The sequence below is a fragment of the Microcoleus sp. S13_C3 genome (assembly GCF_036700905.1).
Lineage (GTDB): Bacteria > Cyanobacteriota > Cyanobacteriia > Cyanobacteriales > Microcoleaceae > Microcoleus.
The window spans coordinates 100,130-117,239 of the sequence record NZ_JAUBPT010000002.1; the positions used below are offsets into that span (position 1 = coordinate 100,130).

At 47.1% G+C, this 17,110-nt stretch carries 13 protein-coding genes; 11 read left to right on the forward strand and 2 right to left on the reverse strand.

Annotation, left to right across the window (positions count from 1 at the left end):
• The first annotated feature begins 74 nt into the window (after positions 1–74).
• From tnpA to QUA16_RS01130, 4 genes are all read left to right on the forward strand, one after another.
• A complete protein-coding gene (gene tnpA / locus QUA16_RS01115; protein ID WP_333104972.1) occupies positions 75–473 on the forward strand; it encodes an IS200/IS605 family transposase in 399 nt (132 codons plus the stop codon).
• A complete protein-coding gene (locus tag QUA16_RS01120) occupies positions 466–1,734 on the forward strand; it encodes a transposase (protein ID WP_333104973.1) in 1,269 nt (422 codons plus the stop codon). The genes tnpA and QUA16_RS01120 overlap by 8 nt, the downstream gene beginning before the upstream one ends.
• 305 nt (positions 1,735–2,039) lie before the next feature.
• A complete protein-coding gene (locus QUA16_RS01125) occupies positions 2,040–3,263 on the forward strand; it encodes a COP23 domain-containing protein (protein ID WP_333104974.1) in 1,224 nt (407 codons plus the stop codon).
• 219 nt (positions 3,264–3,482) lie between these two features.
• Positions 3,483–5,696: a phosphoketolase gene (locus tag QUA16_RS01130; protein ID WP_333104975.1), complete on the forward strand. Its 2,214-nt coding sequence runs from the start codon at positions 3,483–3,485 to the stop codon at positions 5,694–5,696.
• 777 nt (positions 5,697–6,473) lie between these two features.
• Here QUA16_RS01130 and QUA16_RS01135 read toward each other — a convergent pair.
• Positions 6,474–7,346 (reverse strand): class I SAM-dependent methyltransferase, encoded by an 873-nt coding sequence (locus QUA16_RS01135; protein ID WP_333104976.1) that lies wholly within the window; start codon positions 7,344–7,346, stop codon positions 6,474–6,476.
• A gap of 153 nt (positions 7,347–7,499) precedes the next feature.
• Between QUA16_RS01135 and QUA16_RS01140 the strand changes: the two genes are divergently transcribed.
• The 7 genes from QUA16_RS01140 to QUA16_RS01170 all read left to right on the forward strand — a co-directional run bounded on the left by QUA16_RS01140 (position 7,500) and on the right by QUA16_RS01170 (position 14,540).
• Positions 7,500–7,637 (forward strand): hypothetical protein, encoded by a 138-nt coding sequence (locus QUA16_RS01140; protein ID WP_333104977.1) that lies wholly within the window; start codon positions 7,500–7,502, stop codon positions 7,635–7,637.
• Positions 7,638–7,708: 71 nt separating this feature from the next.
• Positions 7,709–8,380, forward strand: coding sequence for a response regulator transcription factor (locus QUA16_RS01145; RefSeq protein ID WP_333104979.1), 672 nt, complete (start codon positions 7,709–7,711; stop codon positions 8,378–8,380).
• A gap of 122 nt (positions 8,381–8,502) precedes the next feature.
• A complete protein-coding gene (locus QUA16_RS01150) occupies positions 8,503–10,458 on the forward strand; it encodes a CHASE2 domain-containing protein (protein ID WP_333180974.1) in 1,956 nt (651 codons plus the stop codon).
• 419 nt (positions 10,459–10,877) lie between these two features.
• On the forward strand, positions 10,878–11,699 hold the full coding sequence (locus QUA16_RS01155; protein WP_333180975.1) for a DUF928 domain-containing protein: 822 nt from the start codon (positions 10,878–10,880) through the stop codon (positions 11,697–11,699).
• Positions 11,700–11,707: 8 nt separating this feature from the next.
• Positions 11,708–12,529: a CHAT domain-containing protein gene (locus QUA16_RS01160; protein ID WP_333105013.1), complete on the forward strand. Its 822-nt coding sequence runs from the start codon at positions 11,708–11,710 to the stop codon at positions 12,527–12,529.
• A gap of 655 nt (positions 12,530–13,184) precedes the next feature.
• The gene (locus tag QUA16_RS01165; RefSeq protein WP_333104983.1) at positions 13,185–13,913 is read left to right on the forward strand and encodes a response regulator transcription factor; all 729 of its coding nucleotides are present in this window, start codon (positions 13,185–13,187) and stop codon (positions 13,911–13,913) included.
• Between the two features lie 228 nt (positions 13,914–14,141).
• On the forward strand, positions 14,142–14,540 hold the full coding sequence (locus tag QUA16_RS01170) for a winged helix-turn-helix domain-containing protein (protein WP_333104985.1): 399 nt from the start codon (positions 14,142–14,144) through the stop codon (positions 14,538–14,540).
• 140 nt (positions 14,541–14,680) lie between these two features.
• On the opposite strand, the gene QUA16_RS01175 is transcribed toward QUA16_RS01170, so the two are convergent.
• The gene (locus QUA16_RS01175) at positions 14,681–16,639 is read right to left on the reverse strand and encodes a cation:proton antiporter domain-containing protein (protein ID WP_333104987.1); all 1,959 of its coding nucleotides are present in this window, start codon (positions 16,637–16,639) and stop codon (positions 14,681–14,683) included.
• Between the last annotated feature and the right edge of the window lie 471 nt (positions 16,640–17,110).

Below are 17,110 nucleotides of genomic sequence, written 5' to 3' on the forward strand. Positions count from 1 at the left end.
AACCGCCTCCAGCATTTAACAAATCTTAATGCAAAATTAGTCTAGTATGCAGGTTCGTGCTGTATAACTATAATATGAGCGTTAATTACAAATCAAACAAAAATGTTGTTTACTCGTGTAAATACCATATTGTGTGGTGTCCGAAATATCGCCGAAAGGTTTTAATTGAGGGTGTCGATACCCGATTAAAGGAAATACTGTTAGAGGTTGCGACCGAGTTTAACAGTGAATTAATCGAGATGGAAGTAATGCCAGATCACGTTCACCTTTTGATCGAGTGCGATCCTCAGTTTGGGATTGCCAAGCTGATTCGGTACATGAAGGGGCGTTCTTCTCGATATCTTCGCCAAGAATTTCCTTGGCTAAAAAGTCGATTGCCAACTCTATGGACGAATAGCTACTTTATTGCAACTGTTGGCGGTGCGCCAATTTCAGTAATTAAGCAGTACATTGAGAATCAGAAAAATGTCTAGTTATGGATGCCAGCAAAATCTAATCAGTCCAAGTCGAGAGCTAAGAAGCGTACTGGAATTTGTATGCGAAGAGTCGAACAAGTTAGCTAACTGCGGGACTTACTATTCTCGGCAGTTATATTTTAAAACCGGGAGAATTCCTAGCAAGTATGACTTACACAAGTTGTTCAAGGATAATCTTCACTTTAAAGCACTATATTCCCATGTTGCTCAACAAGCGTTGACCAGCGTTGCGGAATCTTTTATGTCGTACATTGGGCTGTTAAAAGGAATCAAGGGTGGTACGGTAACGCAACATCCTCAACTACCAAAATACCGCAAAAACAGCTTAAAACTTGTAACCTTCCCAAAGGCAGACGTAAAGCTAAAGAATGGACAATTGAGATTCCCGTTGGGAAGTAAGGTCAAACTCTGGTTTGGAATTGGTGAATTTTATTTGCCAATGCCATCTAACCTAGACTACAAGGCAATTAGAGAGATTCGCATTTTACCAAGAAATAAACAATTTTATGTCGAGTTTGTCTACCAACTTCAGTCAACAGCAGTTGAGCTGGATGTTAGTAAGGCTCTGGGTATCGATCCAGGATTGAATAATTGGTTAACTTGCGTTTCCAATGTAGGAACAAGTTTTATCGTAGATGGACGGCATCTAAAATCATTAAACCAATGGTATAACAAGCGGGTTGCGTCGATCAAAGAGCATAGACCTCAAGGCTTTTGGTCTAAGCGATTGGCAAAAATCACGGAAAAACGAAACAGACAAACGAGAGATGCTGTTAACAAAGCAGCTAGATTAGTATTGAATCATTGCCTAGAAAACCAAATAGGTACAATTATTTTTGGCTGGAACAAGGGAATGCGCCAAGAAATAAGTCTTGGTAACAAAACCAATCAAAATTTTGTGCAAATTCCTACCGCTCGATTGAAGGACAGGATTTCCCAGCTTTGTGAACAATATGGTATCCAGTTCATTGAAACTGAAGAGAGCTATACAAGTAAGGCGAGTTTTTTAGATTCGGATGAACTACCTAAGTTCGGTGAAAAAACTGAAGGGTGGAAAGAATCAGGAAAGCGCATCAATCGCGGACTGTATCGCTCAAAAGACGGAAGCAAAATTAACGCAGATTGTAATGCTGCTGGAAATATTTTGCGAAAAGTAGCGACAACTTTAGGGTTATGCCTTAAAAGAGTCAGTAGAGGCGCTTTGATTTCGCCTTTGAAAGTTCGTATTTGGACTCTTCAAGAATCCCCGTCCCTTTAGGGCTGGGGAGTATCAAGCGGGCTTCGTTTCGGTGTTGCTACCCAAATCTTTGCCTCAAGGTTATATTGGGCTATACAAATGAGGTTAAAATCGGTAGGAGTGGCGACCCGATTTTTAATGCCAAAGGTTTCTTGATTGGGATTAACTGTAGGGGCAAGTATCGAAATCCAAATTTTGGCGTCTATGAAGAATGAAGATGGAAGTGAACCAACAGCGGAATTATTGGAAAAAATGGTTAAATCCAGTTGGGGAATTCCGATTAGTATATATTTGCAGTTCGCCTCGTTTCATCTAGGGAGTTATCGATGAATGTGTGGAGTTTGCGGTTTGACGCGCTGACAATCATCTTGACAGGTGCATTAACAGTGACGGCGGTTGTTAGCCAACAATATGCTGCCTGTGCCAAAACAGCAGAAGAAATTGCCCAGCTAGCGACGTTGACAACCGTGGAAGTCAACAACACGCTGGGTTTTTTTGCTAGTGGATCGGGAGTAATTATTGCCAAACAGGGTAATATTTACACTGTTCTGACAGCTAATCATGTGGTGGCAAGCCTCGCTCAAAAATACAGTATTCGCACTCATTTGGAGAAGGATTATGCTGCGATTAGAATACAGCGCCTACCGAAAAATGACAGGGATATAGACTTGGCTTTAATACAGTTTCAGAGCCGAGAACAGTATCCAGTAGCACCACTGGGCGAGTCAGAACGTGCTGTTGTGGGTTCTGCTATTTACGTTTCGGGCTATCCGCTGCCCATTTCGGGAGTTGAACGAAAACTTGAGTTTACTGCTGGTATCATCTCTTCTCGCTTGGGCAGCGCCTCATCAGGGTATCGTCTGCGCTACCAAGCTGTAACCAGGCGCGGGATGAGCGGCGGGCCTGTATTTGATGCTGAGGGCAGGGTAATAGGAATTCACGGCCAGGGGGATACTGTTGGCACAATTAGGAGTCAGTGGAACGGTCAGATTGAGGAGATAAAAACGGGCTTGAACGCGGCAATCCCGATCGATGCTTTTATGGCATTGCTATCACAAAACAAGCGTAACGGCTTTGATATTCTCAGCAATCTTTCTCTCAGCAGCGCATCTGGTCAAAACCAACCGAATCGGGGTTATGGAGGATTTGTGTGCGATACCTCAACGGGCGAGCCGGTGACTGTGTATCAAAATCCGCAAGGGTTCCGGGAACCTTGGATTCGCTGGAATTCTAATTTCTTTTCTAGTTCTGGCTACGATCCTCTAACTCGCTGCCAACAAGTGACTCAGCGCCTTGAAAATTATAACCGAAATAAACAGCTAAATTATGTGACGGTGGGTATGGTAAATAACCAGAAAGCGATTTGCACGACTAGCCGCGTTAATGGGCCTTGCGAAGGTTTGATCTACACGCTGCGCCGCGATCAAGATCCGACTCCTGCACTTAGCAGTTTTTTTGTTTGGCTGGGGAATCAAAAGGCTGTGCCTTCTCTTTCTGAAAGCGGTACTGTGCTGTATATCGATGTCCGGGAACGGCTGGAACAATTTTAGATTGGGGATTTAAGATTTTAGAGGGATGAGTAATGGGTAAACACAGAACCCCGACTTTTTTAAAATAAGTCGGGGTTCTCAAACAACTACTTATTAGCTGAAAAGTTGACATATTTTACTTATTTATCACTGACATAATAGAACTCATGATTTTTTGGAACACGGAAGCTATAAAATTACTCTTACATTAATCTAACTCAAATTTTTCAGGTATCAAGCATGACAGCAACTACCCCGCAGGCAACGTCAACAACGCCCGCTTTTTGCGAAGGCATTCAATATTTTTCTGAAACAGTCCCTGGTTTTGATACTTATGGGAAAACACCTGCGATCGCCCAGGGGAGCAAGTCGATCGCCGATCCTGCCGATCCCGTCGCCGTCTTTCAAACGATGCTGGGAGCAGACGCCCTGCGGTACCTGACGCTGCAAGTCACCGCCAGCAAGGCATCGGGACATCCGGGGGGTTTTGCTAGCCAAGCTGAGGCCTATGCCGCTTTGGTGATGCTCGGACACAAGAACATTGTCACCGAAGTGGGCCATCACGCCCCCGGCTTTTACAGCGCCATGTTTCTCGATCGATCTTTGGAGGATATGGGAATTTTCAACGTGCAGCAAGTGCGCGATAAATTCCGAGAAAAAGACGGTTTGTTAGGACATCTTTCCGGCTTCATTCCCGGCCTTTTAGCACCGGCCGGCCCCCTCGGACAAGGGCAGCATTTCGCAATGGCTGGAGCGCTTTTGCACCCCGACAAACTGTTTGCTTTCACAATGGGCGACGGCGGCATGGGCGAACCTTATCCGATGAGCAGCATGGCGCATTTCCACACTGCTTATCCCAAAGCTACTAACTTTTTGCCAGTGTTAGTTTGGAACGGATATTCTCAGGAACATCACAGCATGGTTTCAACTAAAACTAATGCTGAAATGATTGCTTATTGGCAAGGCAACGGTTTTGAAGAAGTTATCTTAGTTGATGCTAAGGAATTTGACGATAAAAATCAACCGGAAGATTATGTTGACAGCACTGCTTTTTCGCTCGAACAGCGCATGGCATTTACCAAAGCTGTTTTACAAGGAGTTGACAAAGCGGCAAAATCTGCTCTCGGCGGCAAATTAACTGCGTTTATTATCAAACAGTTGAAAGGTGCCGGCGTCCACGCGCGCGGAGCAAAATCTCACAACCTTTATCCGAAAGATACGCTGGATGCTCCGCACATTATCAGTGCTCTAAAAGAGCGCGCTTTGACTGCTGCTGCTTGGCAATTGGTGCGGACAAATTGCGAGCGTGCGGGCGGCGGGCCGGCGGCGAAAACAGTTGTTACTGAGTTTACCTTGCCGCTGGCAGATTTAGGCGAATTGCCTTTAGAAGAATTTGCAGTTGGGGGAGAACCGAAGATTTCGACAACAGCAATGGGACGTTTGGTAGGGAAAGTCGGCGAGCGCGATCGGACTTTTCTTGTGACTAATGCTGACGGCAATGAAGCATCGGCAATTGCCAATATCAACCAAGCTCTTAAGATTATTCACCCGACGACAGATGACCTGTACAATCAATCGCCCAACGGTCAAGTTTACGAACCTTTGAGCGAAGATGCTTGCGCTGGTTTAGCCGTAGGTTTATCGCTATTCGGAGCGCGGAGTTTGTGGTGTTCCTACGAATCTTTTGCCATCAACGGTTTACCAATTTGGCAAACTGTAACCCAAGCAATGGCAGAATTGCGCCGTCCAACTCCGGCAACTGTCACCTTATTTACAGCGGGTGCATTGGAACAAGGCCGTAACGGTTGGACGCACCAGCGGCCGGAAATTGAGGCTTATTTTGCGGCGATGATGCGGAACGGAAATGTGTTTCCTTTGTTTCCACCGGATGCTAACAGCATTCAAGCTTGTTACGAGTGGGCTTTGACTGCTAAAAATAAGGGAGTTGTGATTACTGCAAGCAAGTCGCCACTGCCAATTCGCACTACTTTTGAACAGACTCGCCAAGGTTTGCAAGACGGTGGAATAGTGCTGCACGAAATAGCAGGAGATAAGACAGTTGTGTTTGCAGTTGTCGGCGACATGACTTTAATGCCTGTGTTTGAAGCGGCGGCATTTTTGGAAACAGAAGGCATTGGAGTGCGGATTGTTTCTGTTGTGAATCCCCGGCGTTTGTATCGTGCTAGCGATGTTGCTTGGGATACTTGTTCGGAAGCTGACGGCGGCTTTTTGAGCGATGAGAAATTTGCGGAATTGTTTGGCGGAGATGCCTTAATTGGCGTGACAGGCGGTGCTTCTGGGATGTTGGAACCTGTGATGCTCCGCAGCAATTGCAAGCGGGATACTTTCGCTTGGAAGCGGGGGGAAACTACTGCTAGTGCTGGTCAATTAATGGCGTTTAATGGGTTGACTGCTGAGGCGTTGACTAAAAGGGCGATCGAGCTAGTTCATTAAGTTAGAATGTGAGTGAATGCCCCTGCCTGGTTTGTGCTGGGTAGGGGCTAAGCTGTGTTGCATGATTGCCTATGGTATTAGAGAGGGAGAGGGGGAGAAGGGGAGAAGGGGAGAGGATTTGACGATTTTTGATCGGGACTCGAAATATACAATTTAAATGCACAACAGCTTAGTAATATTTAAAATAGGATGGTGATACCTATGACAGCAAAAACTTTAGAAGAAATAGGTACGCTTGCAGAATAGCGATTGATTCTCCCCGGTTATTATACTTGGGAGCAATTTGAGGAGCTCGAATCTTTGATGGCCGACTCTCCGGGTTGGGAGATAACTTATCTTGATGGGTGGATCGAGTTTATGACAGTAGCCGAAGAACATGAAAGCTTTAAAAAAGCGCTCGCTAATATGAAAATTTATAACTTTGATATTAAATTTTTTAGAATCGGAATTATTTCTATCTCTCTTCTCTTAATCTGCGTGAATCTGCGTCAATCCATTGTCATCTGCGGTTAAAAGTTTCTCTTTTTTTAACGGCAGATGAGGGCAGATAAACACAGATAAACGCAGATGGATTATCTCAAGTCCGGTTGCACGAGCCGTGATAGTTGACTGTTGATTAGATTTGACGCCCGACGATGCTACCGGATTTGATATGATACGATTCTAGAGCTATAGGTGCAGCTTTAACCTAATGCTGAGGGGATAATTTATTCTCAAGTTTTTCCGGGTTGGCTGTTCAATAAGTTTGCTTTGTTAGCTGGTAATGTAGTGAGAGTGCTAGAGATTATGCTGCGACGGGACCTCAATATTGTGTGAAATATCTGTCTTGATTTTATTGCTTTTTTCCCCGCAAGCCATCAACCAAAAACTCATCATCGATCGATCGCCCGCAGCTACAAACTCATCCCGCGAAACCAGATAGCTTTCTATTTCCGACTCTGAAATGAACCCTTGTTTGACCATTTGCAAAATGGGCCCGGAGTCCAGCAAAGGTTGAAACGCCTCAATTCCCATGATATCGCTGTGGCTGACAACGGCTTCTAAATCAACGCTACCAAACCCAGCTTCTTTGAGAATGCGGCACAGATTGCGCCCGACGCATAAATTGCCGCCCCGCGATGCTATCACCTGCTTGAATTTCTCCCTGACAATCTCGACTGACCAAGGCGGATTTGTCAACCAAAACAGATCCGCATCGCTATCGATAATCACCAGTTTTCCCCCAGGCTTCAAGATGCGGAATATTTCTCTAGCTGCTGCGACGGGATCTGGGAGGTGAACGAACAGCAAACGGGCGATCGCAAAATCGAAAGTGTTAGCCGCCAAACCAGTATCCGCAACCGATGCTTGGACGTGATTTACTCGATCGCCCCCTTTGTCCTGCAAATATGCTACTGCTTTTTCGTGCAGTACCGGGTCAATTTCTACCGCTGTTACCAGACTGTTTGGCAGCAATTCTAACAGTTTTTTGGTGAAAAATCCCGGCCCGCTACCAGCTTCCAAAACATTCATCCCGTCGGCTAAACCGAACCACTTTAAAGTGCGCGCTTCCTTTTCCCAACTGAGGAGAACTTGAGCTTTTAACCGTTGGATTTCTCCCTCAAATTCCAGATTGTACGCGAGCGCTTGATACGAACCTTCTGCTGGCATGAAATTATCCTTATTCTTACTAGGATACCAGGATTATAATAGAAATATACTCAAATCTCCGATCGAGCTATCTGTGCGTAAGATCGTTTCCGGTGGCATGGGAATGATTTAACCACAGAGGACGCAGAGAACGCAGAGTTCGAGAAGAGAGAGATGAATAATTCCGATGAAGTGCGGATTTTGCCACACAATCATCAGAACTGCGCTTTAGCGCAATTCTCGTTGCCGACCTCCACAACCACAGTTGGCGGACAGATGCAGGACGGAAACCCGGTAATTCCTCTATTGTAAGAAGATGACGGATTACCTAAACTAAAGACGCTGATTTTCCGGCATCCCTTACTATTTTTATTTTATGCACTATGCCCAAAACTCTAGCTCAACCGGAGAAACGAACATTTTTAGTTGTGGATGACCATGCGATGGTGTTAGGTGGCACGCTTAACATTCTGAAGCAAGAATATCCAGAGGCAGACATTCTGACTGCTCCGACTGCTCAGGCAGCCCTTCAGCAGGTAGCGCAGACTACCCCGGATTTGGTGATTGTGGATCTGGTGATGCCAGAGACGAGCGGCGCAATAGCTCAAGCAAATTCAGGGCTTCAACTCCTCAAAACGTTGATGGATAAGTATCCGAGTCTGAATATTGTGGTGCAGAGTGCCCATGTTCGGACTTTAGTTTGGCTGAAACCGTCGATTGACAATCACATGGGCGGCTTCACAGTTGTCGATAAGAGCCAGCCGATGAAAGACTTGGTGGCAATGGTTGATTGGGCGCTGCACGAGCGTATTTATACACCCAGAGAGATCCGCAATGGGCTGCAACTCAAACCCGCCTGGATGCAGGTGTTGCAATTTGCTTTTCAAGAGAGCTTGCAGGATACTGCGATCGCCAAACGGATGAATGTTTCTGAACGCACTGTGCAGTATTACTGGACTAAGATTCGAGATGTGCTAGAGGTGTATCCTGATGATAATAAGAATCTGCGGATTCAAACGGAAGTGCGAGCTAGGGAACAAGGATTGATTGATTAGTGATATCAAGTCTGGTTAATTACTTATAAATCCTGTAGGGGCATCGGGCATCGGGCATCGGGCATCGGGCATCGGCCAAACAGTCGTACAAAAGTATGATAACTATTCAACCGGACATTATTATGAAGCCCGATCGATGGCAAGCAGTGAAAGCGGGCGTCACGACTTGGGGACGAGGAGCGCTTCCAGGGGTGATGGTGATTGTCGCTGTGATGATGGCTAGATTGAGCGGTGCGCTTCAGTTTTGGGAGTTGGTTGCGTTCGATCGATTTCTGCGTTTGCGTCCTCCTGAGTCAATGGATGAACGGATTGTAATTGTCGGCATCACTGAGGAAGATATTCAACGCGCTAGAACTTATCCGATTCCCGATCGCGATATTGCCGATTTACTCAAACGGTTGCAAACGTATCAACCGATCGCGATCGGGCTAGATATTGTCCGCGATATTCCGGTGGAACCAGGTAATGCTGAACTAACATCGGTGTTTCGCAGCAGCAAGAATGCGATCGGAGTGGAGATTGCACTGCCCGATCGCAGTGGCTTTATCGTCAAACCTCCGCCCGCGCTACCACCCGAACAGGTTGGCTTTGCAGATTTCGTACTCGATGCGGATGGCTACCAGCGCCGCAGTTTATTGGGCACTAACAACGATCGACAGGAATACCGTTTTTCCTTCGCGATCCGGCTGGCAGAACTCTATTTAGCAACCCGAGGAATTAAGCTAGGTAATGGAATTCGCGATCCGGAGGCGATGCGCTTTGGCAGCATTGAATTTACCAGAGTGCAGTCAAACTCTGGCGGATATGTGGGGGCGGATGCAGGCGGGAACCAAATTTTACTGAATGTTCGCAGCGGGACAATGCCATTTCGCGTGCTTTCCCTGGCCCAAATCAAATCTGGACAGGTCAACCCGGATTGGATTCGAGGCAAAATTGTGCTGATTGGGATGATGTCTTTTAGCGCGAAGGATTTGGCAAGTTCGGGTGCGATCGCAGGCATCAATCCCGGACGGATTTACGGAGTCGAAATGCAAGCCCACGAAACCAGCCAGATGATTAGCGCGGTACTCGATCGGCGAGCGTTGCTTCAGGTTTGGGGGGAGGGCTGGGAAACGCTCTGGATTGCGGTCTGGGGACTCTTGGGGATGAGTTTGGGACGATTTCTGCGATCGCCCTGGAAAATTTTGATCGGGCTCTTAGTCGCCAGCATTAGCCCGATCGCGCTCTGTTACTGGCTGATTCTTTTGGGATGGTGGGTGCCGATCGTGCCTGTATTGCTCGTACTCGTGTTGAATGGGGCTGGGTTGACGGCAGCGTTATTTTATCGCCACGAACAGGAACTCCGACTGCGGTTGGAGGAACGTCAGTTTGCGATCGAGCAGACCTTTAACGCGATTCATAGCGGCCCGTTACAAACATTGGTTGTGATTTTGAGAACTGCTCAAGAACAAGCCACACCGCCGTTATTTCTACCGGAGTTGCAACGCTTGAATCAAGAATTGCGGGCAGTTTACGGATCGGTGCAACGAGACGCGATCGCGGATGAACCGCATCTCCGCATGGGAAGTGCGATCGAATTGGCCCTGCAGGCTCCATTGCATGAATTGCTCTACAAGGTCTATTCCAACACGCTCGAACAAGAACTGCCTTACCTCAAAACGCTCAAATTCAAAATTGTGCAGTTCGATCCCTTGAACACCTCGCATCTGCGGTTGGAACACAAGCGAGCACTCTGCCGCTTTCTGGAAGAAGCGCTCTGCAATGTCGGCAAACACGCGATCGAAGCCACTCGCTTGACCGTAATTTGCACTCAAGAAGGCGATCGGCAGGTGATTCGGGTGGCGGATAATGGTAGGGGGAAACCGTCTCAGTCAGAAACGCTTAGCTTGGCTCAAATGGATCGAGACAAGGAAATAACTGAAGATCCAAACCCTAAACTTCAACCTTCAGGATTAGGAACCCAGCTTGCAAAGAACTTAGCCAAACAGTTAGGCGGAGCATTTCGGCGCTACCGGAATCAACCGAAGGGGACAGTGTGCGAGTTAACCTGGTCAGCAAAACGGCGGTGGTTCTGGTAATTGGTTGGGTTCACGCTTGTCAAATCGTTTATGAACGGGCTCTCCGGCCCGTTCCACAAGAAATTCACTCTTTGTGGAACGGGCCGGAGAGCCCGTTCTTGAGAATGGTTCAAGAGCTCAGATATAACGAACTCTGGATACGGCAATGCCCAAAGCGTGTCAACTTAAGCTGTCAGTCCACCCAGTCCTCGCGCCCACCCGGCAGTCCGCCAGGGAATGAATTCCCTGTCTCATAGCGAAAGTCCTCTCAAAGAGGACTGAAGAACTCATTAGTCGTCTTCAGACGACTTTCGCTTTGAGGCAGGGGTTTAAACCCCTGCCGGACTGCCGGACTGAGGGTTTGCCCTTAAGCTGACACCAATATCTTTGCACCTTCCCGCAAACGACGCTTGCGGGCAGTCCTCTATTGTGTTTGTGTATTGTTGATTACTGTAGAAATAGTTACAGAGGGGATTGCGATGATGACTCACGAGTTGAAGCGTCGAACCGTTTACTCTGCGGGCATTGCGAGTTTAATGCTGAGTGTTTCGTTCTGGATCGCCCCTGTAGCGCTGGCAAAATACACTCCTCCTCAAAACCCTTCTAAACCGAAAGACACGGGGACGAATACCACTCGCGGCGGCAGTTGTGAAGGTAATTCATCGGCGAGATTGACTGCCTTAGTGCCGTTTAGCCATGTAGGAGAGACGATTTCTGGGCATCCGACCTTTACCTGGTTTGTACCCGATCGCACTCCTCGTCCGCTGCAATTGAGGCTGTTTACTCGCACGGGACAACTTCTCTACAGAACCGAGATGCAGAGTCAGCCAGGAATCATGTCGGTTGCTTTGCCCTCAAATCTGCCCCAACTGTCGATCGGGCAATCCTATCAGTGGCAAGTGGTGTTGGTGTGCGATCCGAATGTTCCTTCGAGGAATGTGGTGGCGACGGCAGAAATCCAAGTCGTTGGACCTGCGGCGTCGTTGCAGACTCAACTTGCAGCGGCGCAAACTCCCCAACAGCGGATCGATCTGTATGCGGAGTCTGGGCTGTGGTATGACGCGATCGCCGAAGCGCGGAAAGCTTCTGAGACTTCTCAAAGCCAAGCGGCTGTGCTGGAATTGCTAGATGCTCTTGCAAGTTCGGAAGCCGAACCTTTGAAAGACTGGAGCGATCAATTGAAGCAAATTAGAGCGATCGAACAACAACGTCAAGAACAGCGCCAACCCAACCCGATTTACCGACGCTGCATCAACTGCTGATCGATCCAATTCAAACGCTTCTACCAAAAGATCCCAATGTCCATGTCATTTTCATTCCTCAAGCTTCGCTCTTCCAAGTGCCTTTCCCCGCTCTGCAAGATGCCAACGGCACTTACTTAATCGAGAAACACACCATCTTAACTGCACCTTCGATTCAAGTTCTGGCATTAACCAGACAACAACGACAGAAGTTAGCATCTCAGGCATCCCATAGCGGTAACGCTTTAGTCTTGGGCAATCCCACGATGCCGAGTGTGTCTCTCTCTCCGGGAGAACCCAAACGGCAATTGTCTCCTCTACCTGGAGCCGAAGCCGAAGCCAGAGCGATCGCCCCTCTGCTCAAAACCCAAGCCATCACAGGCGCTCAAGGGACAAAAGCTGCGATCGTCCCAAAAATGCCCCAAGCATCGATTATTCATCTGGCAACACATGGATTGCTGGATGATGTGCGCGGATTGGGAAGTGCGATCGCGCTGGCTCCCTCTGGCAGCGATGACGGCTTATTGACCGCAGAAGAGATTTTCGATATGAAACTGCAAGCAAATTTAGTCGTTTTGAGTGCTTGCAACACTGGAGAAGGCAGAATTACCGGGGATGGCGTGATTGGCTGGTCGCGCGCTTTGATTTCAGCAGGAGTGCCGAGTGTAATTGTTTCTTTATGGGCGGTTCCCGATGCGCCGACATCCGAATTGATGCGATCGTTTTACCAAAACTTGCAAAATAATCCCGACAAAGCACAGGCATTGCGGCAAGCAATGTTAACCACGATGAAAACTCATCCCCAGCCGCGAAATTGGGCGGCATTTACTCTTATTGGGGAATCAGAGTAAGTTTTTATGAATAGCGAATCAGCTCAATGTTTTTATACTAAATTTTAATCGCAATCGTTTGTTTTTACAGCACTTTTGCAGGTTGATCTGAAGCTGTCATCTGCCCAGTCCTCCCGCCCACCCGGTAGTCCTTAGCGGGAATGAATTCCACGGGGCTTATAGCGAAAGTCCTCGCTATGAGGACTAATACCAAATCTAACTTAAATACCCTCTTTATTTCTTAGTCTGCGGAGGCTGACGAAAGTTTTTGTAGGGGCAATCCCCCCGTGGTTGCCCTGGTTTCAACCGCCGAATCATAAAGGGGGTGGAAAACCCGGACTTTTCTTCTGAGTCCTGATAGCGAGGACTTTCGCTTTGAGGCAGGGGGTTAAAACCCCTGCCGGACTATAGGTTTAACTTTTTATAGGGCTGGAGATTCTTCATTTTACTCAGAAGGACAGAACTACGTCCCAATGCGTAAGTCCTGATATTCGCATACGTTGCACTTTCCCGCAATCAAGTTTGCACCTGATACTTCATCAACTCTGTGGGTAGAACGAATGATTTTTTGATCGGAGCTGCTTAAGATTTAAGTAAAGAATGGATCTGATTAGAACAGAGTTTGAACCTACAATTCCTAACTTGGCACCATTAACTAACAAGAGAGTCGAACATTATGACAAGATCTACTGGTCAAAATCACAAAATTCTGCTTGTAGAAGATGACGCCCCCGTCCGCACTCTCGTCTACCGCTTTTTGAACCAGACATATCAAGTACAAGTTGCGGCAGACGGCAAAACTGCTCTCGAAATTTTTGAGGAATTCAACCCAGTTCTGGTGATATTGGATTGGAATTTACCCGACACAACTGGGTATAAACTCTGCCAAGAAATGCAAAATCAAACTAATGTTTTAGTTGCAATTCTGAGCAGCCGCACCGGCCAAGAAGATCGGATTAAAATCATGAAAGCAGGTGCCGATGATTTTATTTGCAAACCGTTTAATCTTGAAGAATTGGCAGTGAGAGTTGAAGTCTTGTTGAGGCGGGCGAGATCCGTCGCTCCGCCCAACCTGATCTTCGGTCAATTAGCGATCGATTTAGTGGGTAGGCAGGTGAGATTGAAGGAGCAAATTCTAACGCTGACAGCCTTAGAATTTGAAATATTGTGTTTTTTGGCAACTCATTCGGGTAAAGCTTGCAGCCGCCAACAGCTAATCGAAAAAGTTTGGGGGTGGAAATCCAATTATGCAACCGAAGAGCGAGTGGTGGACGTGCATATCGGCCAAATTCGCAGGAAAATGGCTAAAGTTGATGCCGCTGTTCCCAATTTTATTCAAACTGTTCGGGGATACGGTTACAGTTTTGCTCCGAGCGCTCGGAGTAACAAGGTAGTTTGTAATTGAAACACTCCTTCCTTAAGAAGGAGGACTTTGAACTATCTTCCCCTCTTTATTAAGCGTGCAAGGGGATATCTAAGGGCTAATTAAAAGACTGTTAAGCTGTTTAGCATTTAAACTGCGTATTTTACAGACTGAAACCCAATACTTGCTTAGATAGCCTCTGAGTTTTACATGGTGAACAGCTTACTCGCTTTCTTGAACTTTGAAATAGTCGCAATAGAGTCAAAAATTATGACGATATCTACCGCTCGAAATTCCCAAATTCTGGTTGTAGAGGATGACGCCCCCGTCCGCAATCTTGTCTTCGGTGAACTAGCGATCGATTTAATCAGTAGAGAGGTGAGATTGAAAGAGAAAACTTTAGCTCTCACACCTTTAGAATTTCAGCTATTGCATTTTTTAGCCATTCATTCGGGTAAAGCCTGGAGTCGCCAACAGCTAATCGAAAAAGTTTGGGGATGGAAATGCAATGACGCACGAGACGAGCAAGTGGTGGACGTGTATATCCGTCTGATTCACAGGAAAATGGCTAAAGTCGATGCCGCAGTGCCGAATTTCATTAAAACTACTCAAGGATACGATTACATTTTCAATCCGATCGCTCGCAATCACAGGGTAGTTTCTAATTGAAGAATCATCATTATTATATCAGGTAAATTGAACACCGCTATAGTCTGGTCAATTTACCGGCGGTATTTTTATGCCGAGCGAGGAAAGCAGAACCACGATCGCGACAAGCAGATTACAGAGTACGATCGGGATACTAACCCTTACCGCGAAACTGGCGGCTGCAAAACTTTAGCATCTTTTGCTATTTCCGCTGACTCCAAAACCTCCTCTAAAACCGGAGAAGGAATCGGCACTTCTTCAACTACCTGATGCTTTTCCAAAGTCAAACGAGACTGAGACGAACCCGACAATCTTTTCAACAATTTCGGTGTCGGATCGTACAGCAAATAAATAATTCGATCGCCTGCTTGCCAAATCTGAGTCGCCGACACTACTTGCAAGTACCCTTGCCTTTCCAGCAGCAGGGGCGCCAACTCTCCGGCTTGAACCAAAGCTTGCAAGTGAGCAATTTGAAACTGCAAGCCCTCACTTTTTAACTCTGTTTCCCCCAATTTTACTTGGCCGTCGCTCAAATATTCGTTCCAATCCTTCAGCGACAAATCGGAGACAAAAGCTTGATTGATTTTAGCCTGATTTGCAGGCGTATTTGCTTGCGGATCTTTGGGGAATATTGCCAAAACCCTCGGCGGTGCAAACTCTTCGGCTGCTCGCTGAGCTAACACTAAGTTTACCTCGCCGTTGTTAGTCATTGCCAGAAAAGTTCCCATCGATTCCAGTCCGGCTTCTTCTAACACGCTGTGGTCGAGAGCACTGCTCAAAAACACCCGCAAACCTTCTCGTTCTGCTTGTTCGCAAGCTTCGGGATTTGTGTCGATAATTGCCACCGATTCTCCGCGTTCTTGAAACAAGCGAGCAATTAATCTGCTCAAAGGATTTGACCCCACAATTGCAGCACCGGTTGCCGATTTTGAGGTGATGCCCAAAATTTGAGCCATCCGTCCGGCGGTTAGTCCCTGGACGAAAACTGTCATAATAATTGTTAGGAAAACTAAGGCTTTAATCGAGTCGCCGCCGTTGATTCCCCGCTGGGTGAGCAAAATTGCAAATAAAGATGCGATCGACGCTGAGACAATTCCCCTGGGCGCTACCCAACAAACAAATAATTTCTGCCGCCAATTCAGTCCGCTGTTCCAAGTACACAGCCAAACGTTGATCGGCCGCACTACCCACATTAAAGCTAAAACTGTAAACAAACTTCCCCAACCGAGGGCGACCACACTAGCGAGGGATAAATCGGCCGCCAGCAGCACGAACAGCATGGAAATAGCCAGGACTGTCAGTTGACCTTTAAACCTCCTCAGCAGCCTTTCTTCCGGCACAGCAGCGGCTCTGAGGACGATGCCGGAGAGGACTGTTGCCATCAGTCCCGATTCGCTGCGGATTTCTTCTGCTAAGCCGAAAAATCCCCACAAACCGGCTAAAACTACTAAGTTTTTGAGGTCTTCGGAGAGAAATTGCGATCGCTTGAGAATGAATCCCAGCAGCCAACCTCCCGCAACTCCGATGACTGCGCCAACGAAGAGTCGCACGATTAAATCTCGGAACACAACCAGCAAATCAGCATTGCCGTTCAAAATAATATTCAGCACCAATACTGCCAGAATTGCCCCGACAGGATCGATTAAAACGCCTTCTGCTTCTAGCAAGGCGGCAACTTTTTTGTCAACGGATACTTGTTTGAGCAAAGGGCCGATTACCGTCGGGCCTGTGACGACTACTAGAGAAGCATACAGAAATGCGATCGGCCAGGGAAATTCCCCCAACCAGTGTGCGGCCATTCCGCCGCCAATTAGCGTAATTAAAGTGCCTACCGTAACTAAATTGCGGATGCTGCCGGAAACTTTGCCCAAATCTCGCAATTCCAAATTCAAGCCGCCTTCAAACAGAATTAAAGCTACGCAAAGGGATACCATAACTTCCAAACCGCTGCCCAGCAGATTGGGGTGCAGCACTCCCAAGCAGTCTGGGCCGGCTAAAATGCCAAACAACAGCAAAAAGACGATCGCCGGAACTTTCAGATAAGCGGCGAGAACTTGAGCGCTGATGCCACAGATGACGGTCATGACCATCAACTGGGTGATGTTAAAGGGGATTTCCATAGATATAATTGTTACAGGCTGCCCGCTTAGTTTTAAATGTTCGATCGCGGGTAATTGGAGTGCAGGCGCTATTTTCGGCGCAGCTTACAAACTCGGCACGGCCCTGGATTTTTCCCAATAAGATTAAAAAACCTGGATAGTCGCTATAACTTTATCAGATAATTCTCTTGCCGTCAAAGATGGCAGCTAGCTGTAGCTAAGCGAGAGATTGTCTGTTATGTTCGAGAGTCTAATGGAGATGCGGGGAGAGAGGGAGAGGATTTGACTAATTTTGATGGGGAGTCAATCGATTGCGCGATTTTAGATTTGAGATTTTAGATTTTAGAATTGAAGCATTGACCCCACGGATAAATTCGGGGGGCAAGTTTCTCGGATACAGGTTTTTTATTTCACCGGTCCTGAGTCTGCTTTCGGAATGAATCCGGGGGCTTGTATCCTCGATGCTTTCGGTCAATCTCCAATCAAAAAGCT